Origin of the sequence: Pseudomonas sp. HMSC08G10 (assembly GCF_001808425.1) — a bacterium.
Taxonomy (GTDB): domain Bacteria; phylum Pseudomonadota; class Gammaproteobacteria; order Pseudomonadales; family Pseudomonadaceae; genus Aquipseudomonas; species Aquipseudomonas guariconensis.
The window spans coordinates 1-22,435 of record NZ_KV793313.1 but is presented as its reverse complement, the minus strand read 5'-3'; the positions used below and the strand labels follow the sequence as shown (position 1 = coordinate 22,435).

The window sequence follows — 22,435 nt, the reverse complement described above, 5'->3', positions numbered from 1 at the left end:
CGAAGCTTCAAAGCTTTGGATTCCTTGGATGAAGTGTATGGCTTCGGTGCTATCGTCATTGGCGGCATCGCCGGGATGGCGGGGGCAGGTGGTAGCCGTCCGGGCGCAGGGGCTGTACCTGGGGCTTCGTCTAATGTAAACAAGGCGTATGAGTACTGGGCGGCGGTTAAGGCTGAGCGGGTTGCGGGTGCAAAAGGTGTTTCTCCGGTTGTCACTGCCGAGGGGAAGATTGGTGGGGCAACATTTACTGACGTTAACCAGACTGCTCGCCCAGTCTCACAGGCTAATGCTAGTCAGCCAACTTTGATATCCGACCGGGTAACTGCTAAATCTGACGCATCTGGGAAAGTCCTGCCAAATGGAAATATGGCCGATGCTCATGCGGAAATCGGTGTGATACAGCAGGCATATGCTGCTGGGAAGACTATGGGAGCAAGCATGGAGCTTACTGTCTCTGGCAAAGCGGTTTGTGGCTATTGCCGAGGAGATATAGCTGCGATGGCAGAGAAGTCTGGACTCACTTCTCTTACAGTTAAAGAAGCTGCAACCGGTAAGACTCTATACTGGCAGCCTGGAATGCGCGCTTTGAGAGAGCAGGATTAGAAGATGAAATTTTCTCTATCATGGGTTGTTGGATTCGGAAGTGAGTGCCACGGAGGGAGAGCTAAAGAACCGTCCTGGAGTAATGTTGAGCTTCATCTGAGAGAAGTATGTGAGGTGTCTGGCTCTGTTACTTTAGAAGCTGTGAATCTTAATGGGTTTGAGCTGTTGAGCTTGCAGGTTGTTGCAGATGATGGGGTGTTCGCGATGACTTTAGGGGAGGACAATGGCGAGGATTACATTGTTCGGTCTTATCTCGGGGATGGAGACTCAGGAAAGGTAGTTGATATTCTAGGAGATGCTATTGATGCCTCAGCGGTTTGCACTAATTTTGAGACTGTTGTTGATATTTTTAGGATGCTCTTTGAAAAAGGCTGCGTGCCTCGGAACTTAATGGCCTGATTCTTTGGTGCAAAAGGGACTGGTGAAGTTGCTGGGTCGGTAAAAGACTTCTCAGTGGCTGACCGAGTATTTGGTCAACTTAATGATCCCCGAATGGGGCAGCTTGCAGGGAAACTCGATGCGAATGCTCTGCAGAAGCTTGCCAACAGTCCAGGCGCTACTCGTGTGTTAGATACAAGGACGGGGCATATCAATGTTATTCAAGAAGTTTAAGGGAAACTGATTCGAATTACTGTGCCAAGAGATGAGATGAAGATAATTTCTGTCGGTCCAATTCGGCCTAATCAAGTTAAGAGTTTGTTGGGCAAGGGCGAATTTGTCCCACTGCCTTGAGGTGCAGAGAGGTATGGCTTCGATTCATATTGAGGAAATTCAGAAAATCTTATCTGCACAAGGAAGCAGGGATGCCTTGCCGCATCAAGACAATGGAGAGGGTTACTTTCTTGAGATTAAATTCGATAATGCCGGCCGAAGACCGTCTGGAGTTGTTGATGAGGAATACAAGAACAAAGTAATAACGCTTGATTGCCCATACGGCATGGTTACTATCTTGTGTGACGAAGAGGGGCAGTTAAGGTCAATCGAGTTAAGTTGACTTCGCAGTTTATTCACCTGTACAGATACAGTCTTCACCTAACATCGGCCTCGTGCCGGTGTTGCTTTTCAGTTGTCAGGTGTTCTCTTTCTGTTGTCTTTCTGTTCTTTTTCAGTTGCTTTCGTGTTGTTTGAAGAACGATCGCAGAGTACGCCGTTCGAACTGCTACTTTTGTGCTATCTGGCTGCTATTTATCAGTTATCTGTTGGTATCTCTCAGCTATCGAGCTGCTTTCTTTTTGCTACTTCCCCGCTACCACTGCCAGCGGTCAAGACGAATTACCCGGTACGTCGCCTTTGCCAGACCCTCAAGGTGCATTCCAGCGGCTACTACGCCTGGCTGGCCGAGCCTCAGTCGTGGGTGGGCTGAGCACAGGTTATTTCGATAAGTTGACGGGCACCGAAACACAACTGCCGACCGACAAGATCGTCGCGCCATTGAATACGGTTGGTGATATCAGCCGATTTGCCGCCAATCAGGCGCTGCAAAACATCACCAGCACGGCTTTGAGCCAAGCATTGGGGCAGGGAGGAAGTTTCGGTAGCGCGTTAAAAGACTCGCTGTACAACACGCTACGTGTGAGAACATCAAGTTCGAGCAGCTCGATCGAAGCTTCAAAGCTTTGGATTCCTTGGATGAGGTGTATGGCTTCGGTGCTATCGTCATTCGCGGCATTGCCGGGAGGGCGGGGGCGGGTGGTAGCCGGCCGGGAGCAGGGGCTGTACCTGGGGCTTCGTCTAATGTAAACAAGGCGTATGAGTACTGGGTGGCTGTCAAGGCTGAGCGGGTTGCGGGTGCAAAAGCGACAGGCTCTGCATCGAATGTGGCTCTTTTCGAGAGGCAACGAGCAGGTTACGCAGCTCAAGAGATAAAAAGTGCAATACCTGTCGGAAGTGCACTTAAAGACGACCCTCTTCATCGTCCTCCCAGTTATGTGATTGACCAGATTCCAGAGAAAGGAAGGCTTTTCACCATTCGTGGTGGGGATGAAAGTCGTATAACCTTACCCAGATGGAAGGCGCCGTGGATGGCAAATTGGGGGTGTTCGAGTGGCTCTTCAATTCGAAGGGTGAGTTGACCCATCAGAGGTTTGTCCCTGCCGGAAGAATTACGGGTACGCCCAACCAAGTTCCATCTAGATTGCCAAGATAAGAGGTGAGATATGCATATAGTTCTAGATGGCGGTTTCTGCTTTTCAGAAGCCCCTTGGCTGAGTTGGAGCGAGATTAAGTACGGTTTGGATCGTGGCTTTCTAACTCCATTAGGAGTTGTTGAATATGCTGTTAAAAGTCTGTCTGCGGAGTCTTCTGCAGAGCAGTATGAGCTAGCCGGCCTGTCGGGTGATGATGCTGATGATGTTCGGGATTGCGTTGATCGTATTGCAGTTAGGGATGTTCAATGTGATAGGTGCTCAGAGGAGGTGTGGGTATTTTTAGTTCTTTTGTGGGTGCTTGTAAATAGGGATAGATATCAAGATCCATTGGGGGTTGTCGAAGGAGTGTATGCGGATTTCGATTATCCGGAGTCTGTTGCTCCTATTGTTCGGTACATGCCAGCAGTAGAGTCTGATTTAGAGGGTGATGATCAGCTTTATAAGAAATGGTCAAGTATGTTGGAGTTATCTAGATTGAAACTTCAGGCTGACCGCTCCGTATAAGTTGGTGCAAAAAGGAACTGGGGCTGTTGTAGATGACACGATCAAGGCATTACCAGCCCCAAGACAAATAGATGCCGCCGCCACCTCCATTTGATGCAAAGCCCCTGAGGCACGCGCTTCAGGGGCTTGATCCAACGACGGCGAGCGCCGATTCACCCAAAGGTCAAAGCTTGAATTTGCCCACCAGCAGCAGTGGCACTGGGTTGGCGCCGGTCGTGCCGCGTATCGTATAAGATATCCACACCGTATTGCCTCTGGATGCCGCCGTGCCGATCCTGCCCCGCAAAGCCCCCAATCTGGGTGTCACGCCCTCGACCTCCGAAATCATCGCCGAGCACCTGCGTGAAGCGATCATTTCCGGGCATTTGGCCGAAGGCGAGCCGGTGCGTCAGGACGATATCGCCCAAGCGTTCAACGTGAGCAAGATCCCGGTGCGCGAAGCGCTCAAGCGCCTGGAGGCGGAAGGGCTGGTGGATTTTCACCGCAACCGTGGCGCCCTGGTGACCAAAATTTCCGAGCCTGAACTGGCCCAGATGTTCGAAGTGCGTGTGCTGCTGGAGGTCAAGGCCATCCGCCTGGCGGTGCCGAACATGACCGAAGAGACGTTCCAGAAAGCGGAAGGGATTTGCGCCGAGTTCATTGGCGAGGATGACATTGGCCGCTGGGCCGAACTGAACTGGGCGCTGCATGCATGTCTTTATGAGCCCGCGCAAAGGCCATTTTTGGTGGGCTTGATCCGCTCGATTCACGACAAGGTCGAGCGCTACCTGCGCATGCAGATGAGCCTGTCAGCCGGCAAGGAGCGCGCCGATCACGAACACCGGGACATCGTCGCCGCGTGCCGAAACCGCGATGCCGACCTGGCCGCACAGCTGATCGAAGCGCACATCAACGGCGTCTGCCAGAGCCTTTACGAGCACTTGCCCCATCGCTGAGCGACCGGCGCTGAGGGTGATCCCTTCTGTGGCATCGCTTGCCATATTGCTTCCTCCCGTAACAGTCCCTCGGGGCCGCCCGGCCCCGTGCGGCATGTCCCGTTTTACCCGATAGCCCTGTAGCAGCGCGCCCTGCGCCGCTTTGCCTGAAGCCGGGCGAAGTGCTGGCCCTATTCTTGCTCGGATAAAATCGTATACGAAATACGATATAACAAAAGTGGGCGATCCATCCCCCGGACATTGGGGCCGGACGCCGAGGACGAACGATCAACGGAGCGGAACATCGATGACCTCTACGACCTCTGTGGCATCCAAAACGCTTGACCGTACGGCGGACCATGCGCCCGCCGGTATCAAACGCGTGGTGGCTGCCGCCATGGCCGGCGCTGTGGCGGAGTGGTACGAATTCTTCCTTTATGGCACGGCCTCGGCCCTGGTCTTTGGCCAGTTGTTCTTCCGTCAGACCGGCAGCGCGATGGATGGCATCATCGCGGCGTTCGCACTGTATGCCGTGGGCTTTCTGGCGCGGCCTTTGGGGGGATTGGTGTTCGGCCACTATGGCGATAAGCTGGGGCGCAAGCACCTGCTGCAGATCAGCTTGGTGGTGGTGGGCATCACGACCTTCCTGATGGGCTGCCTGCCCACCTTCGAAAAGATCGGCTATGCCGCCCCGGTGCTGTTGGTGTTGCTGCGACTGATCCAGGGCTTTGCCTTCGGGGGCGAGTGGGGAGGCGCGGTGCTGTTGGTGTCCGAGCACAGCCCGGACAACCGTCGGGGGTATTGGGCCAGTTGGCCCCAGGCGGGTGTTCCGGCCGGTAACCTGATTGCCACGGTCATCCTGCTTATCCTGTCTTCGAGCCTCTCGGAGGCGCAGTTCCTCGATTGGGGCTGGCGAGTGGCGTTCTGGTTCTCCGCGGTCGTGGTTCTGATCGGCTATTGGATCCGCAAGCGGGTGGATGATGCGCCGATCTTCAAGGAGGCGCAGGCGCGCCAACAGAAAGTGGCGCAGACGCAACTGGGCGTGGTGGAGGTTTTGACCAAGCACTGGCGTGCGGTGCTGATCGGCATCGGCGCGCGGTTTGCCGAGAACATTCTTTATTACACCGTGGTGACCTTCTCCATTACCTACCTCAAGCTCGTGGTGCACAAGGACACCTCGCAGATTTTGCTGCTGATGTTCGGCGCGCACCTGCTGCATTTCTTCATGATTCCGGCCATGGGGTACCTGTCGGACATCATCGGGCGAAAGCCGGTGTACCTGGTCGGGGCGGTGCTGACCGGGTTCTGGGGCTTCGTTGGCTTTCCGATGATGGACACCGGCAATGAGTGGCTGATCATGGCCGCGATCACCCTGGGCCTGGCCATCGAGTCCATGACCTACGCGCCTTACTCAGCGCTGATGGCGGAGTTGTTCCCGACCCACGTCCGCTACACGGCGCTGTCGCTGTGTTACCAGGTCGCACCGATCCTGGCGGGTTCGCTGGCGCCGCTGATCGCGGTCACCTTGCTCAAGGAATACAACAGCTCGACGCCGATTGCCTGGTACCTGGTGGGAGCCGCGCTGATCTCGATCGTCGCGGTGGCCGCGACCCGCGAGACCCGGGGCAAGTCGCTGCGGGCGGTGGACGAGGAGTTGGCCAAGCGCTGAGACGCTGGGGGCTGAAAAGCAGCCCCCGACTTCAGAACCGATCCAAACGGTAAGGTGCAAGCGCAGGCAATTGCCCAGCTCCAGCGGGCACCGATCCGGTCATGGAGGCGACCAGTTCGGCAGTGGTCGCCGCCTGGGTAAGCCCCAGGTGCTGGTGACCGAAGGCGAGCAAAACCTTGCCGTCGCAGGCTTGGTCGATCACCGGCAGCGAGTCCGGCAGGGACGGACGAAAGCCCATCCAGGTGCTTGCCGCTTCTACATTCAGCGCGTTCTTGAACAGTCCCTCAGTCAGCCGATGCAGTTGCCAGGCCCGCCGCATGTTCGGCGCTCGCTCCAGCCCTGCGAACTCCACGGTGCCTGCCAGGCGCAAGCCGCCTTGCATGGGCGTCATGATGAAGCGGCGCTCCAGGGAAGTGACAGCCATGGGTAGGCGGCCGTGCTCGTTGGGCAGCATCAGGTGATAGCCGCGTTCGGTGTCCAGCGGCACGCTCTTGCCGGTCAGTTGCTGGGTAAGTTTGGCGGAGTGGGCACCGCAGGCGATCAGTGCTTTTCGGGCATTGACCTCGCCCTTGTCGGTGCGCAGCACAACGCCATCGGCATGCACCCGGCCACCTTCGACGCGCTGGCGGGCGAAGCGAACACCATTGTCCTGGGCCGCTTGCACCAGCGCCTTCACCACCTGGTGAGGGTCGATGAAATGACCGGTCGCGGGGAAAAACAGTGCGCCCTGGATCGATTCGGACAACTGCGGCGCCGCATGTCGCACGACGTTGGCGTCCCAGAAATCGACGGGCACGCCCTGAGCCTGCATCTTCTGCTTGAGCGCGTCGATCGCGGTGCGCGATTCAGGGCGTTCGAAGACCAGCAGGGAGCCGTCTTCCTTGAGCAACTGCGTGTTGCCGATGGAGGCCAGCAGGCGGCGCCAGGCATCCAGGCTCGCCTCGTTGAGTGCGCGCAGGGCGGCGACGCTATTGCGGTAGGGGCGTTGACGCAGGTTCAGCAGCAGGCGGGTGAACCAAGGCAGGGCCTTGGGCAGGTAACGCCAGTCCAGGCGCAGCGGGCCCATCGGGTCCAGCAGCATCGCCGGCAAGCGCTTGAGGATGGACACGTCAGCGATGGGGAAGACCTGTTCGGTGGCCAGATGACCGGCATTGCCAAAGGATGCACCCTGGCCCGGCTCATCCCGGTCGAGCACCAGCACCCGAAGGCCCTGGCGCGACAAGGCCAGGGCGCAGGCCACGCCTACGATGCCGGCGCCGACCACGGCGATGTCATAGACCTCGTGGCCGTTGCGGTGAAGTTCGTCTGAAAGCATCTGCTCACACCTCGGTGATCGTAGATTTTATACAATTGTCGTGTTCAAACCGCGCCCTGGCGACGAAGCGCAGGGCAGGGGGTCAGTGGTTCAGGCTGTTTTCCAGGACCGCGACGATGCCCTCGCAGGCTTCGCGGATGTGGCGGTCCAACAGGCGGCAGGCCGCCTCGATGTCTTTGTTGCGGGCATGTTCCAGCAGTTCTCGGTGTTCTTTTTCGGCTTTCTGGATTTCCCGCGTGTAGAGCAGCTGCATGCGGATGTAGCGATCGCACTTGGTATTGAGGTGCGTGATCATCGCCAGGGTTTCCGGCAGCTGGGCTGGCGAATACAAGGCGGTGTGGAAGGCGAAGTTCAGCTCGCTCCAGTTGTCGATGTCGCTGCCTGAATCCAGTGCGGCGTCGTATTGGTCCAGCAGGCGCTCGGCCCGGTCGAGTTCGCTTGGGGTCAGTTTCGGGATGGCCTGCGCCAGGGCCCGGCATTCGAGCAATACGCGCAGGTCGAAGAGTTCACGGATGGTGGCGGTGGAGAGTTCGGTGGTGAACGCGCCCCGATGCGGATGGAACTGCACCAGCCCTTCGGCCTCGAGGGTCAGCAGCGCCTCGCGCACGGGGATCCGGCTGACGTCGTAGTCCCGCGCGAGCGCGTCCTGGCGCAATTGAGTGGCGCCTTTGAACTCACCGCTGAGGATGCGTTTGCGAAGATCGTCCGCAACGTGCTGGGCACGTGTCTTGAAGCTAGCCATAGTACTGTTCGAGAACCCGATTGGAATTTGCATATTGTATGCAAAGGGCAAAACCGCATCCACCGACGTGCTGTAGGTGGATGCGCCATTGCCGGTCAGCTTACCCGCTGGCCGTTGACCAAGCGGCTGAGGTTCAGCGGGTTGCCCTGCTTGACCGCCGTTGGCAGAAGGCTGTCGGGGAAGTTCTGGTAGCACACCGGACGCAGGAAACGCAGGATCGCTGCGGTGCCCACCGAGGTGCTGCGGGCATCGGAGGTGGCCGGGAACGGGCCACCGTGGACCATCGCATCGCACACTTCAACACCCGTCGGCCAGCCATTGATCAGGATGCGTCCGGCCTTGCGTTCCAGGGTTGGCAGTAGTTTGGCAACCGCGTCGGTATCGGCATCGTCCATGTGCACGGTGGCCGTGAGCTGACCTTCGAGTTGCTCAGCCACTTGCCTGGCCTGGGCCAGGTCGTCGCACTCGACGATCAGCGAAGAGGAGCCGAACACCTCGGCTTGCAGGGTGTGGTCACGCATGAAGTCGTGGGCAGTGGTCACGAACAGGTGCGATTGGCACTGGTTGTGGCCTTCGCTCGCGGTACCTTTGGCTTGCAGGCGTGCATTGGCATTGGCTGCCAGGGCTTGGACGCCCGTGCTGTAGGCCTTGTAGATGCCGGGCGTGAGCATGGTCTGAGTCGGGCTCTTGGCGATGGCGGCACTGGCGATGGCGATGAAGTTGTCCAGGGCAGGGCCTTTGACGGCGATCACCAGGCCAGGGTTGGTGCAGAACTGACCGGCGCCCTGGTTGAGGGAAGCGACGAAGCCTTCGGCGAGCGCGGCGCCACGGTTGGCCAGTGCTGACGCGAACAGGAACACCGGGTTGATCGAGCTCATTTCGGCATACACCGGAATGGGCTCGCGGCGTGCCTGGGCGGCCTGGGTCAGGGCTACGCCACCGCTGCGCGAGCCGGTGAAGCCGACGGCCTTGATGCGTGGGTCATTGACCAGGCCAATGCCGATTTCGGTGCCCGAGCCATATAGCAACGAGAACACCCCCTCAGGCAGCGCGCAGTCCTGAACGGCCTGCTGGATGGCGCAACCAACCAGTTCGCTGGTGCCGGGGTGGGCGCTGTGGGCCTTGACGATCACCGGGCAGCCGGCGGCGAAGGCCGAGGCGGTATCACCACCGGCCACCGAGAAGGCCAGGGGGAAGTTGCTGGCGCCGAACACCGCCACAGGGCCTAGGGCGACATGACGCTGGCGTAAGTCCGGACGCGGCAGTGGCTGGCGCTCAGGCAGCGCTTCGTCCACACGCACGTCTAGCCATTCGCCGGCACGGACGGTGCGGGCGAAGGTGCGCAGCTGGAAGCAGGTGCGACCGATTTCGCCCTGGATGCGCGCTTGCGGCAGCCCGCTTTCGGCCACGGCGCGCTGGACCAACGTGTCGCCGAGGGCTTCGATGTTCTGGGCGATGCGCTCGAGGAAGGCGGCACGTGCTTCAAGCGAGGTATCGCGATATCGGTCGAACGCTTCCCAGGCCAGGCTGCAGGCGAGCTCGACATGCTCACGGCTGCCGCCTGGATAGGCCGGTTCGAGCTGCGCGTTGGTGGCGGGGTTGATGGCGAAGACCGGGGCTTGTGTACCGGCGATGGCGCGTTGGCCGATCAGCAGGTTACCTGAAAGACTCATGGGGCTCTCCTGAGGTCGGGAAAGACGGATTCCCGCGTCGGGCGGGACGGTGAGGACGGCGCGCCAAAGGGGGCGCGCCGCCTCAGGGAGGTGACGCGGGGCGGGATCAGACCAGGTTGTTTTCGACCGACCAGCTGGCGTACCAGCGGCGGAACTGGGCGTACTGGTTCTCCGCGTAGCGGCGCTGGCTGTCGCTCAGCACATCGGTGGCATTGAAGTGCAGGGTGTATTCCTTGTCGCCGTTCAGGACCATCAGGTGCTTGTAATACAGCACCAGGTCCACGCCTTCGTCGAAGGACGACAGGATCGCCAGCGCGCCTTCGAGCTCCAGGGCCATGCGACGTGCCCTGGCATCACCCACGGCCGCTTCCTTGCACAGCTTGATCAAGAGCAGTACTTCACGTGGCAGTGCGTTGCCGATGCCGGTGATTGCGCCGGTGGCGTTGCACTTGACGAAACCGTGGAAGACCTGGGTGTCGACGCCTGCCATCAGCGTGACTTCTTCATCCTTGGAGGTGATGAATTCGGCGGCGTAGCTCATGGCGGCCGCGCCACCGAACTCTTTGAAGCCGATCAGGTTCGGGTGTTCGCGGCGCAGTTCGAAGAACAGGTCGGCGCGGGTGGCGAAGCCGTAGTGGGGGCTGTTGTAGATCACCGCCGGCAGGTTCGGCGCCGCGTTCAGGATGGCCTTGAAGTGTTCCTTCTGGGCCGGGATGGACGAGCCACGGGACAGCACGCGTGGGATGACCATCAGGCCGTGGGCGCCGACCTTGGCGGCGTGAGCGGCATGGGAGACGGCTTCACGGGAGTTGACCGCGCCAGTGCCGACGATGGTCGGGATGCCAGCGGCGACCAGGCGGGCGACGCCTTCCTGGCGCTCGGCTTCGGTCAGCAGCGGCCAGTCACCCATCGAGCCGCAGTACACCACGGCGCTCATGCCGATATCGATCAGCTCGCGGCCCTTTTTCACCAGCGCGTCGAAGTCTGGCTTGCGGTCCGGGGTGCAGGGGGTCATCAGGGCAGGAATGCAGCCAGTGAAGATGTTGTCAGTCATTGTGGGCTCCTTGAAGCATTCATTCAGGTCGGTCGTGAAGGGGCACGCATCGCAGGCGACGCGCGTGGGGGTTATTGGCAGATGCCCCAGGCGAAGGGGTCCTGCTCGTCGATCAGCAGTTGGCTGTCGGCGGTGACATGGGCGCGGCCGGTGATCGAAGGGCGGATGCGCTCGCCTTCGTGTTCATAACGGCCTTCGAAGCGGCTGCCGGTGATGCTGGCCTGGACCCAGGTCTGGCCTGAGGCGAGCTTGCCGTCGGCGGCCAGGCAGGCGAGCTTGGCGCTGGTGCCGGTGCCGCAGGGGGAACGGTCATAGGCCTTGCCCGGGCACATCACGAAATTGCGGCTGTCGGCCTGCGGGTCGGCGGCAAACAGTTCGACGTGGTCGATCACGCCGCCGTACTCGCCGAAGATGCCGCTGGCCTCCAGGGCCTGGAGGATCGCCCAGGTGTAGGCGGTCAGCGCTTCGACGTTGGCCAGTTCCAGCACCTGGCCGTGGTCGGACACCAGGAAGAACCAGTTGCCGCCCCAGGCGATGTCGCCACGCACTTCGCCATAGCCAGGCACCTGGACCGGCACATCATGGCGGTAGCGGTAGGCCGGCACGTTACGCACGGTGACGGCGCCATCGGCGTGCAGAGTGGCGTTGACCGGGCCGACGGGGGTGTCGATCTTGTGCTCGCCTGGTTCGATCATCCCCAGGTGATGCAGCGAGGCGACCAGGCCGATGGTGCCGTGGCCGCACATGCCCAGATAGCCGGTGTTGTTGAAGAAGATGACTCCGCAGGTGGCGTCCGGCGAGACGGGCTCGCAGTAAAGGGCGCCGACCAGCACATCATTGCCGCGTGGCTCGAGCAGGGTCGCGCGGCGCCATTGGTCATGGTCGTTACGCAGTGCGTCGCGCTTCTGGCTCATGGTCTGGCCGGCGATGGCAGGGAAGCCGCTCATGACCAGGCGGGTAGGTTCGCCGCCGGTGTGGGAGTCGATGACGTGGATGCTTTTCATTGAAATTGTAAATCCTCTGAACGCATCAGCCGGGGGGCTGGGATGGGCGGATTGCAGATTTTATACAATGTAGATTTTATACAATCAACCCCCTCATGCATTCCCCCGGCGGATATCGATACCTGTGCAAGCGTGTTCAGCCGAGAGTGCGGTGGTGAGTTCAGCCCCGTATTTGCGGGGTGAACCCGCGTCCACAGTGGCGTGCGGTCAGGTGTTTTGTCCGATGGTCAGCTGCGGGTTGCCTGTCGGTACTGGCGCGGGGTGAAGCCCGTCATGGTCTTGAACTGGCGCGAGAACGCGCTGTGGTCGGTGTAGCCGCAGCGCAGGGCGATCTCGGTGATCGGCAGGTCGGTGCGCAGCAGCAGGTGCGCCTGCTCGAGGCGTGCCTTGTGGATCATCTGCCGGGGCGTGAGGTGGAAGATGCGCTTGCAGTACCGCTCCAACTGCGCCACCGAGAGGCCGGCGACGTCGGTCAGGTCATCGAGGGTGATGGGCCGGTGATAGTGCTCTCGGATGTAGGTATCCACCGCCGACAGCCGCTGATAGGCCGGGTGGGCCTGGGCGGCTGACTGCAGGTCGACGGAAATGCCGATCAGCCCCATCACCTCGCCGCGGCGGTTGAGAATCGGGCGCTTGTGGGTCAGGCACCAGCCCGGCTCCTGGCTGCCGTACAGGTGCACCTCCAGTTGATCCTGCAGTACCAGGCCGCCTTCCAGGACACGACGGTCCTGCTCGGTATAGCCCGGCCCGAGCTGCGCGGGAAAGACTTGCGCGCTGGTGCGTCCGAGCAGGGGGGCGAGGGACTTGAGGCCACAACGCTCGACCAGCGTGCGGTTTGCCATCAGGTAACGGGCCTGGGCGTCCTTGACGAAGATCACCGCATTGGGAATGGCGTCGAGCATGGGCTGCATCAGCGAGATGCAGGCCATCAGCTCCTTCATGTCTTTCGGCCGGTGGGCGGTGAGGCCTTCGCTGAAGGTGGAGAAATGCTGCTCGGGCATGGTGCGTGTCCTGAGAGAGCGAAGGCAGCCTGGGGTGCTTTCGACAGGGGCTGTGTTTACCGTTCAGGATGCCTCGGCGGCTGGCCCCCGCGTCAAGTCGCGGCTGCAAATTGTGCTGAATTCGTCATCAGGGCTGATGAAAACCATCAAGCAATCGTGGCCGCGATCAGTTCAACCTAAAAAAGACAGAGCGTGCCAGGCACCTCGTCGGACCCTTCGATCCACAGGCGGCCATAGACCACCCGCCTCTCTGGGACGGGGTTTGGTCACCCATCGGTTAAAAACAGAGCGCCACGCACCGGACACCCGGTGAGCGCGCATTCTCGAATCGAGAGGCTGCAACTTCACCGCCCAAGCACACTGATCTGCAACACAGTTTCTGCCTATTTCAATAATCCACAAAAAAGGGCTTAGCTATGTCAGGCCAAGGTAAATTCAAGAAACAACTGTCGCTGATGGACTTGACGTTCATCGGCCTGGGGGCCATTTTCGGCTCCGGTTGGCTGTTCGCCGCCAGCCATGTGTCGGCCATCGCAGGCCCGGCAGGCATCATCTCCTGGTTGATCGGCGGCTTCGCCGTGCTGCTGCTGGGCATCGTCTACTGCGAATTGGGCGCCGCCTTGCCGCGCGCCGGTGGCGTGGTGCGCTATCCGGTGTTTTCCCACGGGCCCTTGCTGGGCTATCTGATGGGTTTCATCACCATCATCGCGTTCTCGAGCCTGGTGGCGATCGAAGTCGTCGCCTCGCGTCAGTACGCCGCGGCCTGGTTTCCACAACTGACCCATCCGGGCACCAATGACGCGACCCTGGCCGGCTGGCTGGTGCAATTCGCCCTTTTGTGCCTGTTCTTCGTGGTCAACTACCGCAGCGTCAAGACCTTCGCCAAGGCCAACAACCTGATCAGCACGTTCAAGTTCATCGTGCCGCTGCTGGTCATCGTCGTGCTCTACAGCTTCTTCCGCCCGGAAAACCTCGAGGTCCAGGGCTTCGCGCCGTTCGGCATGTCAGGCATCGAAATGGCCGTCTCCGGCGGTGGCATCATCTTCGCGTACCTGGGGCTGACGCCAATCATCTCGGTGGCCAGCGAAGTGCGTAATCCGCAACGAACCATTCCTATCGCGCTGATCCTCTCGGTGCTGTTGTCCACCGCCATCTATGTGCTGCTGCAAGTGGCGTTCCTGGGCAGTGTGCCGACCGAGATGCTGGCCAATGGCTGGGGCCTGATCAACAAGGAGTTCTCGCTGCCTTACCGCGACATCGCCGTCGCCTTGGGCGTGGGCTGGCTGGCTTACCTGGTGGTCGCCGACGCGGTGATCTCGCCAAGCGGCTGCGGCAACATCTACATGAACGCCACGCCACGGGTCATCTACGGCTGGGCGCGGACCGGCACCTTCTTCAAGGTGTTCACCCGCATCGACGAGAAATCCGGTATCCCGCGCCCGGCGCTGTGGCTGACCTTCGGCCTGTCGATCTTCTGGACCCTGCCGTTCCCATCCTGGGAAGCGCTGATCAACGTGGTATCGGCAGCCCTGGTGCTGAGCTACGCGGTCGCCCCGGTCTCGGTCGCCGCCTTGCGCCGCAGTGCACCCGACCTAGAGCGCCCATTCCGCGTCAAGGCCATGAGCGTGCTGGGGCCGGTGTCGTTCATCATCGCTTCGTTGATCGTCTACTGGTCGGGCTGGAGCACGGTGTCCTGGCTGCTGAGCCTGCAGATCCTGATGTTCGTCGTCTATCTGTTGGCCGGCCGTTTCGTGCCCACCGAACACCTGTCGCTCAAGCAGCAAGTGCACTCGTCGCTGTGGCTGGTGGGCTTCTACGCGATGATCATCGTGTTCTCCAAACTCGGCAGTTTCGGTGGCATCGGCGTGCTCGCCCATCCGCTGGACAACGTCGTCGTTGGCCTGTGCTCCCTGGGCATCTACTACTGGGGCGCACGCACCGGCGTGCCGGCACACCTGCTGCGTCTGGATGCCGATGAAGAGGAAGAACAACCGAACGTCCAGCCAAGCGCCAAAGGATTCACCACCGCCCACGCACGCTGAGTCGTAGGTCGACTCCGCCACGCCTGGCATTTTCACGCACGCACCGCGGCAGCCTAGGGCTGCCGCGGTCGCATTCAGGGAGTAACCGCAAATGAATGACAGGGTCCACATGACGCTTGAAGAGGTCCATGCACTGGCCGTCAGCGCGCTGTTGGCCAACGGCATGTCCACTGCCCATGCCCAGGCCATCGCCGAAGTGATCACCCAAGGTCAACGCGACGAGTGCCATTCCCATGGCCTGTACCGGGTGCTGGTGTGCGTGCGTTCGCTGCGATCTGGCAAGGTCGATCCGGCGGTGCTGCCGACGCTGCATGACGTCGGGCCTTCGATCGTCAAGGTCGATGCCCACCAGGGCTACTCGTTGCTGGCCTTCCAGACCGGCCTTCCCGTGCTGGTGGAAAAGGCCCGTCGGCAGGGCATTGCTGCCCTAGTGATTCGCAACTGCTTCCACTTTTCTGCATTGTGGCCGGAGGTGGAGGCCATCGCCGCCCATGGGCTGGTCGGCATGGCGATGACCCCGAGCCACAGCTGGGTAGCGCCGGCAGGAGGCAAGCGGGGCGTGTTCGGCACCAACCCGTTGGCGTTCGCCTGGCCGCGCCCGGCTGGCGAGCCGTTCGTCTTCGACTTCGCCACCAGTGCCATCGCCCGGGGGGATATCGAGCTGCATGCGCGGGAGGGCAAGCCGATCCCCGATGGCTGGGCGCTGGACAGCGAGGGCCAGCCGACCAACGACGCCAGCGCTGCGCTGGCCGGCGCGATGCAGACCTTCGGTGGACACAAGGGATCGGCCCTGGCGGCCATGATCGAGCTGCTGGCAGGCGCACTGATTGGCGACATGACCAGCCTTGAGTCCATGGCCTTCGATAGCGGCACCGGTGCCACGCCGTGCCATGGCGAACTGTTGCTGGCGTTTGACCCCAAGGCGTTTCTCGGCGACGACCTCGAAGCCGGGTTGCAGCGGGCAGAGCATCTGTTCGCCGCCATCACCGACCAGGGGGCACGCTTGCCTTCCCAGCGGCGCTTCAATGCTCGCAAGCGCTCGTTGGCCGAAGGCGTCTGGGTGAATCGTCAGGTCGTCGAGGACATTCGACGCCTGCTGTGAAGTGGACTTCAAGCGTTACGTGAATACAACTAGGCGCTGGTTGCAATGTGCAAGTAACGTTCGAACATTTGTTTTAATCGGATGTTGCTTGCATTGCTGTTTGCATGGCCCGCTAGTTAAAAACAATCCAATTGGATAACTGTGCGTGATGTGCGCTCAGGAAGTTGCCGCTTCTTGTTCCGGTACAATGAAACGGCGTTTATTTTTTTTGACAAAGTGGTTAATATCGCGCCGCCATCAGTGCGATGGTGAATTATAAATTAAAGGATTTAGTAATGAAAAAGCTGATCAAAGCCACTGCCGCTGTTGCTGTCATTTCGGGCGTGGCCCTGCTCTCCGGCTGCACCGGCCAAGTCTACAACCAGCCCAAAAACTGCTCGTACGACTACCTGTTCCATCCATCGGTTTCCATTTCCAAAGTTATCGGCGGTTGCGGCCCGATCGACAAGCTGCCACAACAGCAGTAATTTTGGATGTACGGATTACGCCTCGATTGGGTGTAATCACAACCCCCTCTCTTAATGGAGTAGGGGGTTTTTTATTGCCCGAGCCTAACAAGTGATGGCGTTGTGATATTAGCTGTTGAGATAAAACCATCCAACTAAAAGCACAACTATCTAACACAGTGACTTGGCCATCTCGGCAGTGGCCTTCCATCCCTGTGCCTCATACACCGGCCGGCCAACTTCCGTTGCGTGCAATACCCCAAAGCCAATCCCACGCGCGAGGAACTCAGCCTCGGCCAGTCGCATCAAGGCCGACGCCAACCCCTGCCGCCGGTAGGCCGGTTCGACGAACACATTGAGCACATAACCGCGCTGACCCTGGTTCGGATGGGAAGGGTGGGGCGGCCAGTCGATGCTCATCAGACCGATCGCCGCCGCGTTGACTGCTCCGTCCATCAAGGCGAACCCGTAGTAGCGCCCATCGGTCAGGCGCGGCAGCAGCCAGGGCCGAAAGTGTTCGGTCATTACACGCAGTTGCGAAGGATCGCCCCCGGCCTCCAGGAACATCCGTTCTCGGTGGTCACAGATCATCGCGTGGTCGTTCACTTCCAGCCTGCGAGGTGTCAGGCCCGAGAAATCGATATCGCAGGGGAATTCATTCATGCGCTGCACTCCGACGGAGTGACCGATGCTAGTGCAGGCCCATCCCGTGCGTTAGTGACAGATCCGCAGGAAACCGGCCATACAGTGCGTTGGATCTGGATGAGCGCAACCGATGACTACAGCATCAACCGCCGGCTGAACTTGGTTTCCATGACGATATGCGAGGCGGTGTGCGCCACGCCCTTGATCATGTTGATGCGGGTGAGCTCGGCGTTGAGCTCGCCCAAAGTGTGGGTGGCCAGGTGGATGATGAAGTCTGTTTCGCCCGATACGGCGTACACCGCCTGGACCGCCTCCATCTTGCGCAAGGAGGTCATCACATCGGTGTAGCTCTTGTTGGTGCAGGAGGTCATGGTGAAGCAGTTGATGGTTTGCTGCAGCTTGTCCTGGTCGATGCGCACGCTGTAGCCGGTGATCACACCGGCTTTTTCCAGGCGAGCGATGCGCTCTTGCACTGCCGAACGCGAGACGCCGAGCTTGCGTGCCAGCGAGGCGGTGGGCTCGCGCGCGTTGGCTTGCAGCAGCGCGAGCAGTTGCCGGTCTTTTTCGGTCAGGCTGAACAGTGAACCGGGGGTTTGCGCATCCATGGACGTGGGCCTTGATCAGGTGGTCAGTACTTGATGGCCCGCCGTTGCGACCGCGCCTCCTGGAACTTGTCCATCAGCTTGAGGCCGGCATAGACCGTCTGTGCCGCCGCAGGGCCGAAGGGGCCGCCGTTCCATTCCAGGCCATAGGCATCGAACAGGCGGTAGCGGTCCGTTTCGCCGCAGATGGCCTCGGCGACCACGCGCGCCCCGACAGGTGCGGTGTTCATACCATGGCCCCCAAACGATGCACAAGACCACCGACCCGCGCCCAACGGGCCGATATGCGGCATCTTATGGCGGGCGTAGCCCATCAGGCCCGACCAGGCCTTTTCAATCTTCAGGCCGCGCAGTTGTGGGTAGACAGCGAGGATGTCCTGGGTCAGCAGTTGCCCCAGGCGCTTTTCATCTTGCAAGTTGCGCGTGGTGATGTGTCCGCCCCAGAGCAGGCGGTCGCCATCGACGATGCGGTAGTAGTCCGAGGCGCGGCGGTTGTCGCCGACTGCATCGGTGGTACGAACCACGTCCGCGAGGCGCTCGCCCAGGCGTTCGGTCAGCACCACGTAGGTGGCAATCGGCAGGAAGGCGCGACGCAGCGGGCCGAACTCTGGGCCGCCATAGCCGCCGCAGCAGTACACCACCTCAGCGCATTCGACGCTGCCCTGTGCGGTGATTACCTGATGGCGCCCGGCGCGGCTTTCGACCCGAACCATCGGCGACTGCTCATGGATCCTGCCACCCTTGAGTTCGATCAGCTCGGCCAGGCCCAGGCAGTAGTTCAGGGGATGGAAATGAAAGCCGTGGCTGTCGCGCAGCCCCTGGAAGTACCGGTCAGTGTTGAGTTTGTCGCGGATCGCCCGAGTGTCGAGGTACTCCATTTCAAAACCGAAATCGCGCGCCAGACGATCGCGCTGGCGTTGAAGGTTGTCGCCGTCGTCATAGCGCACCACGCTGAGCTTGCCCGTGGTGGGCGCGCAACCGGGTAGCCCATGTTGAGCGATCATCGCTCGCACGATGTCGACGCCTTCGAGCGAGAGGCGGAACAACGCCCCGGCCGTGTGGGTACCGCAGCGTCGTTCGATGGCCGACAGGCCTTCGGACCAGCCCTGCAGTACGAAGCCGCCGTTACGACCGGAGGCGCCCCAGGCCACGCGGGCTGCCTCCAGCAGCACCACCGAACGCCCTCGGGCAAGCAGCTCCCAGGCCGTGCTCAGGCCCGCCAGACCGCCACCGATGATGCACACATCTGCCTGCGCCTTGCCCGCCAGTGTCGGGCGTGAAGGGGCAGGGCGCATGGTGGCGGTGTAATAGTTGTTGGTGTAGCTGGACATCGAGTCGGTCATCCTTTTTTCGAGGCGCAGGCGGGCCGTGCGCCCTTCGTGATGAAGGGCGTGGGCCGGGCAGTCAGGGGTTACTGGACGCGGGTAAGGTCGGTGCCGTACCACTTCTCGGAGAGTTGCTTGAGCGTGCCGTCCGACTTCATGTCGGCGATGATCTTGGCCAGTTGGGCATTGAAGGCCTCGTCACCTTTGTCCACGGCGATGGCCAGGGGCTCGTAGTAGGCGGGCTTGCCCTCCACCGGCACGACCGGATACCCGTGTTTGATGGCCCCCATCACCGTGGGCAGGGCGGACAGCGTGGCATCCAGGCGCGTGCCGTTGCCCATGCGTAGGTCGTCGAGCGGGCCCATGCTGTCGCCATAGGTCTGCACGTCGCCGGGCTCGATGCTGTAGCTGAACGGCGGCACGTCTGCGGCGTCGATCTTCAGCCGACGATTGATGTAATCCTCGGAGGTGGTGCCCGCTTCGACACCGATGGTCTTGCCGTTGAGGTCGGCGACTTGGGTACCGGCGGCGTCTTTGTGCACGGCGAAGACGTATGGGGTGTAGTAGTAGATGGCCGGGAAGTCGAGCACCCGGCCACGTTCGGTGGTCGGCGTCATGGAGCCGACCGACAGGTCCCAGCGGCTGGACCAGTGCCCGGCGGTGATGATGCCGTACTCCGGCGTGACGAACGTCACCTTGCTGCCGATGCGGCGGCCGATCTCGTTGGCCACATCGATGTCGAAACCTTTCAAGGTGTTGTCCTCGCCCAGGAATGACTGGGGCGGCCAGTTCGCGGCGGTGGCCACTTTCAGGACCTTGCTTTGCTGGATTCGGTCCAGGGTCGCGCCTGCCCAGGCGGCGCAGGTGGTGATCGACAAGGCGCTGGCGACGGCGGCGGCAGCGAAGATACGAGCAACTGAGGTCATCGGTACGTCTCCGGTTACACGGTAGTGGGTGTCGAATGCGTGCGGTAGCAAGGTGTGGTTTCAGTGGCTGAGGATTTGCGAGAGGAACTCCCGGGCCCGCGCATGCTGGGGGTTGTCGAAGAAGTCGTTGGGCTTGGCCTGTTCGATGATGCGGCCTTGGTCCATGAAGATGATCCGGTCGGCGACCTTGCGGGCGAACCCCATCTCATGGGTCACGCACAGCATCGTGATGCCGTCCTGGGCCAACTCGCCCATGACGTCGAGCACTTCCTTGACCATTTCCGGGTCCAGCGCCGAAGTGGGCTCGTCGAACAGCATGATGCGCGGGCGCATGCACAGGGCGCGGGCGATGGCGACACGCTGCTGTTGGCCACCGGACAACTGGCCGGGGAACTTGTCGGCCTGGCTCTTGATACGTACCCGATCGAGGTACTCGTAGGCCAGTGCGCGTGCCTGGGCCTCGCTGAGCTTGCTCACCAGCCGCGGGCCGAGCATCAGGTTTTCCAGCACGGTCAGGTGCGGGAACAGGTTGAACTGCTGGAACACCATGCCCACCTGGCGGCGGATCCCGGCCACGCTGTCGGCGCTGCGGGTCAACGGGGCGCCGGCGATGAGCACCTGGCCTTTCTGGAAGTCCTCGAGCAGGTTGAGGCAGCGGATCAATGTGGATTTGCCTGACCCCGAAGGGCCGCAGACGACCACGATTTCTCCGCTGGCGATCTCCAGATCGATGCCCTTGAGCACATGGAAGTCGCCGTACCATTTTTGCAGGTCACGGATCGAGACTGCAGCGTGTGGCGCCGCGCAGGCGAAGGCTTGATTCATCGTGATGCTCCTTGTTCAGCGGTGGGCGCGGTCGAAGCGTTTTTCGAGGCGGGCCTGGACGGTCTCCAGGACAATCGACAGCAGCCAATAGAGCACGGCGGCGGTGATGAGCATTTCCAGGTGGCGGAACTCCGCACGTCCCTGGGTGCGAGCCAGGAACATCAGCTCCCAGACGCCGATCACCGAGACCAGCGAGCTGTCCTTGAGCATCGAGATGAACTGGTTGCCGGTCGGCGGAATGATCAAGCGCATCGACTGCGGCAGGATCACCCGGCTCATGGTCTGCCAGGGCGTCAGACCGATTGCCCGCGAAGCTTCCCACTGGCCCCTCGGGATGCTGCTGATACCGGCGCGGAAGATTTCAGTCATGTAGGCGCCGTAGCACAGCGACAGCGCCAGGACCCCGGCAGGCACTGCGCCGACCACGTAGCCGAGCTGTGGAATGCCCAGGTAGATCAGGTAGATCTGGATCAACAGCGGCACGCCGCGGAAGAACGACGTGTAGAAACTGGCGATGGCGATGGCGAAGCCGTTGGTGGACAACCGCGCCGTGGCACCCAGCAGGGCCAGCACGAACGCGATGGCAATAGACAGAGTGGAAACATAGACGGTGGTGAACACCCCTTGGGTGATCATGTAGCCGACCTTGCTGGCGATGAAGCTGTAAGACAGGTTGAAGGTATCGAAGAACAGCAAGAACAGCACCAGCAGTTCACACCAGACCGTGATGATCTGGGCCCGCAACGGGAAGCGTCCGAGGATGAACAGGTTCAGGACCAGCGTGGTCGAGAGGGTGGCCGCCACGGCGATATTGCGCAGCAAGGGGGCTTGCAGGTCGAGCACGATCGGCCCCATGAGCCGGGCCAGGCTGCCTTCACCTACGCCAGAGAAGAGCGCGACGACGAAGATGACGACAGCGATCGTTCCCATGAACGCGACGTTATCGGTCGCACGCGTTTTGACTATGTGGTCTTTGTACATTGTCTTCGTGCCTCTGCGGGGGTGAGCCCCTTTGTTGTTGTGGGTCCATTATCGGTGGGCAAAACGTCGGGCGGCACCTTGCGATGTGCATGGGTCAAAGGGTTTTTTTGGGCGTTTGTAGGAGGCGTACCCCTACAGATGCAGGTGAGCCTATGAAATCTGCCAGGCATGAGGGCGAGCGAAGGCGTTGCGTGCCGCAGGTCGGAAATCCGCTAAGGGGTACTCAAGAACCGAGCGGGGGCAGCCGATAGCGAATGGGTAGAACCCCGCGACGGCGGGGTGAGCGTGCAACCTTCAAAAAAAAGAAAAATCTCCAAGGTCTCGAAACATGAACCTGAAATTCCGCCACAAGATTCTGCTCAGTGCCTGTGGCATCGTGGTATTGGCGTTTGCCTTGTTTACCCTCTACAACGACTACCTGCAGCGCAATATCATCCGCCAGAACATCGAGTCGTCCGTGCAACAGGCGGGCGCCCTGACCGCCAGTAGCGTGCAGAACTGGATGTCCGGACGCATCCTGGTACTGGAAAACCTGGCCCAGGACATCGCCCAGCAGGGCGCCGGCGAGAACCTGGCCGGGTTGATCGAGCAACCGTCCTACACCAGTAACTTCCTCTTCACCTACCTGGGCCATGCCACTGGCGTGTTCACCCAGCGTCCCGACACGCAGATGCCCGATGGCTACGACCCGCGCCAACGGCCGTGGTACAACGCGGCAACCAGCGCCGGCCATACGGTGATCACAGCCCCCTACCAAGGCGCTGTCGGTGGCCTGATGGTCACCATTGCCTCGCCCGTCAAAAGCCGCGCCGACGGCGCCCTGCTTGGGGTGGTCGGTGGCGACCTGACCCTGGATACCTTGGTGAAGATCATCAACTCGGTAGACTTCGGCGGCATCGGCCACGCCTTCCTCGC

Annotated in this window: 23 protein-coding genes; 11 read left to right on the top strand and 12 right to left on the bottom strand. The window is 60.8% G+C overall.

Annotation, left to right across the window (positions count from 1 at the left end; translation table 11 throughout):
• From HMPREF3173_RS24025 to abaF, 7 genes are all read left to right on the top strand, one after another.
• Positions 1 to 603, top strand: a 603-nt coding sequence (locus tag HMPREF3173_RS24025; RefSeq protein WP_218188851.1) for a cytidine deaminase-like fold-containing protein, incomplete at its 5' end; no start/stop codon positions are given.
• A 3-nt stretch (positions 604 to 606) separates the two neighbouring features.
• The gene (locus tag HMPREF3173_RS24395; RefSeq protein WP_139146859.1) at positions 607 to 1,002 is read left to right on the top strand and encodes a DUF6911 family protein; all 396 of its coding nucleotides are present in this window, start codon (positions 607 to 609) and stop codon (positions 1,000 to 1,002) included.
• Positions 1,003 to 1,348: 346 nt separating this feature from the next.
• Positions 1,349 to 1,597 carry a hypothetical protein gene (locus tag HMPREF3173_RS24015; protein WP_083300067.1) on the top strand — a complete coding sequence of 83 codons (249 nt, stop codon included), beginning with the start codon at positions 1,349 to 1,351 and terminating at the stop codon, positions 1,595 to 1,597.
• Between the two features lie 356 nt (positions 1,598 to 1,953).
• Positions 1,954 to 2,343, top strand: a complete 390-nt coding sequence (locus HMPREF3173_RS24005) for a DUF637 domain-containing protein (RefSeq protein ID WP_168166392.1) — start codon at positions 1,954 to 1,956, stop codon at positions 2,341 to 2,343.
• Between the two features lie 416 nt (positions 2,344 to 2,759).
• Positions 2,760 to 3,254 carry a DUF2247 family protein gene (locus HMPREF3173_RS24000; protein WP_083300061.1) on the top strand — a complete coding sequence of 165 codons (495 nt, stop codon included), beginning with the start codon at positions 2,760 to 2,762 and terminating at the stop codon, positions 3,252 to 3,254.
• A 275-nt stretch (positions 3,255 to 3,529) separates the two neighbouring features.
• Complete coding sequence (locus HMPREF3173_RS15505) at positions 3,530 to 4,189, top strand: GntR family transcriptional regulator (RefSeq protein ID WP_070094388.1); 660 nt, start codon at positions 3,530 to 3,532, stop codon at positions 4,187 to 4,189.
• A gap of 286 nt (positions 4,190 to 4,475) precedes the next feature.
• Complete coding sequence (gene abaF / locus HMPREF3173_RS15500; protein WP_070574356.1) at positions 4,476 to 5,837, top strand: fosfomycin efflux MFS transporter AbaF; 1,362 nt, start codon at positions 4,476 to 4,478, stop codon at positions 5,835 to 5,837.
• Between the two features lie 31 nt (positions 5,838 to 5,868).
• Here the strand turns inward: abaF and HMPREF3173_RS15495 are convergent, their stop codons facing one another.
• From HMPREF3173_RS15495 to HMPREF3173_RS15470, 6 genes are all read right to left on the bottom strand, one after another.
• Positions 5,869 to 7,152 (bottom strand): NAD(P)/FAD-dependent oxidoreductase, encoded by a 1,284-nt coding sequence (locus tag HMPREF3173_RS15495; RefSeq protein WP_070574354.1) that lies wholly within the window; start codon positions 7,150 to 7,152, stop codon positions 5,869 to 5,871.
• 82 nt (positions 7,153 to 7,234) lie between these two features.
• The gene (locus tag HMPREF3173_RS15490; protein ID WP_043214709.1) at positions 7,235 to 7,894 is read right to left on the bottom strand and encodes a GntR family transcriptional regulator; all 660 of its coding nucleotides are present in this window, start codon (positions 7,892 to 7,894) and stop codon (positions 7,235 to 7,237) included.
• A gap of 95 nt (positions 7,895 to 7,989) precedes the next feature.
• Positions 7,990 to 9,567, bottom strand: a complete 1,578-nt coding sequence (locus HMPREF3173_RS15485) for an aldehyde dehydrogenase (NADP(+)) (RefSeq protein WP_070574352.1) — start codon at positions 9,565 to 9,567, stop codon at positions 7,990 to 7,992.
• Positions 9,568 to 9,673: 106 nt separating this feature from the next.
• Positions 9,674 to 10,621 (bottom strand): dihydrodipicolinate synthase family protein, encoded by a 948-nt coding sequence (locus HMPREF3173_RS15480; RefSeq protein ID WP_070574350.1) that lies wholly within the window; start codon positions 10,619 to 10,621, stop codon positions 9,674 to 9,676.
• A gap of 71 nt (positions 10,622 to 10,692) precedes the next feature.
• Positions 10,693 to 11,625, bottom strand: coding sequence for a 4-hydroxyproline epimerase (locus HMPREF3173_RS15475; RefSeq protein WP_070574347.1), 933 nt, complete (start codon positions 11,623 to 11,625; stop codon positions 10,693 to 10,695).
• 227 nt (positions 11,626 to 11,852) lie between these two features.
• The gene (locus tag HMPREF3173_RS15470) at positions 11,853 to 12,566 is read right to left on the bottom strand and encodes an AraC family transcriptional regulator (protein WP_371906678.1); all 714 of its coding nucleotides are present in this window, start codon (positions 12,564 to 12,566) and stop codon (positions 11,853 to 11,855) included.
• Between the two features lie 476 nt (positions 12,567 to 13,042).
• On the opposite strand from HMPREF3173_RS15470, the gene HMPREF3173_RS15465 reads away from it, so the two are divergent.
• The 3 genes from HMPREF3173_RS15465 to HMPREF3173_RS15455 all read left to right on the top strand — a co-directional run bounded on the left by HMPREF3173_RS15465 (position 13,043) and on the right by HMPREF3173_RS15455 (position 16,237).
• Positions 13,043 to 14,668 carry an APC family permease gene (locus HMPREF3173_RS15465; protein WP_043214720.1) on the top strand — a complete coding sequence of 542 codons (1,626 nt, stop codon included), beginning with the start codon at positions 13,043 to 13,045 and terminating at the stop codon, positions 14,666 to 14,668.
• A 91-nt stretch (positions 14,669 to 14,759) separates the two neighbouring features.
• Positions 14,760 to 15,770 (top strand): Ldh family oxidoreductase, encoded by a 1,011-nt coding sequence (locus HMPREF3173_RS15460; protein ID WP_070574343.1) that lies wholly within the window; start codon positions 14,760 to 14,762, stop codon positions 15,768 to 15,770.
• 275 nt (positions 15,771 to 16,045) lie between these two features.
• Positions 16,046 to 16,237 carry a YhfL family protein gene (locus HMPREF3173_RS15455; RefSeq protein WP_043214725.1) on the top strand — a complete coding sequence of 64 codons (192 nt, stop codon included), beginning with the start codon at positions 16,046 to 16,048 and terminating at the stop codon, positions 16,235 to 16,237.
• A 150-nt stretch (positions 16,238 to 16,387) separates the two neighbouring features.
• On the opposite strand, the gene HMPREF3173_RS15450 is transcribed toward HMPREF3173_RS15455, so the two are convergent.
• From HMPREF3173_RS15450 to HMPREF3173_RS15425, 6 genes are all read right to left on the bottom strand, one after another.
• Positions 16,388 to 16,879 carry a GNAT family N-acetyltransferase gene (locus HMPREF3173_RS15450; protein WP_070574341.1) on the bottom strand — a complete coding sequence of 164 codons (492 nt, stop codon included), beginning with the start codon at positions 16,877 to 16,879 and terminating at the stop codon, positions 16,388 to 16,390.
• A gap of 116 nt (positions 16,880 to 16,995) precedes the next feature.
• Positions 16,996 to 17,466 (bottom strand): Lrp/AsnC family transcriptional regulator, encoded by a 471-nt coding sequence (locus tag HMPREF3173_RS15445; RefSeq protein WP_043214728.1) that lies wholly within the window; start codon positions 17,464 to 17,466, stop codon positions 16,996 to 16,998.
• A gap of 23 nt (positions 17,467 to 17,489) precedes the next feature.
• On the bottom strand, positions 17,490 to 18,794 hold the full coding sequence (locus HMPREF3173_RS15440) for an NAD(P)/FAD-dependent oxidoreductase (protein ID WP_070574340.1): 1,305 nt from the start codon (positions 18,792 to 18,794) through the stop codon (positions 17,490 to 17,492).
• A gap of 80 nt (positions 18,795 to 18,874) precedes the next feature.
• The gene (locus tag HMPREF3173_RS15435) at positions 18,875 to 19,714 is read right to left on the bottom strand and encodes an ABC transporter substrate-binding protein (RefSeq protein WP_070574338.1); all 840 of its coding nucleotides are present in this window, start codon (positions 19,712 to 19,714) and stop codon (positions 18,875 to 18,877) included.
• 60 nt (positions 19,715 to 19,774) lie between these two features.
• Positions 19,775 to 20,539: an amino acid ABC transporter ATP-binding protein gene (locus tag HMPREF3173_RS15430; protein ID WP_043214733.1), complete on the bottom strand. Its 765-nt coding sequence runs from the start codon at positions 20,537 to 20,539 to the stop codon at positions 19,775 to 19,777.
• A 15-nt stretch (positions 20,540 to 20,554) separates the two neighbouring features.
• Positions 20,555 to 21,520 carry an amino acid ABC transporter permease gene (locus HMPREF3173_RS15425; RefSeq protein ID WP_070574336.1) on the bottom strand — a complete coding sequence of 322 codons (966 nt, stop codon included), beginning with the start codon at positions 21,518 to 21,520 and terminating at the stop codon, positions 20,555 to 20,557.
• A gap of 328 nt (positions 21,521 to 21,848) precedes the next feature.
• Here HMPREF3173_RS15425 and HMPREF3173_RS15420 point away from each other — a divergent pair.
• A partial coding sequence (locus HMPREF3173_RS15420; RefSeq protein WP_177343700.1) for a cache domain-containing protein occupies positions 21,849 to 22,435 on the top strand: 587 nt, incomplete at its 3' end.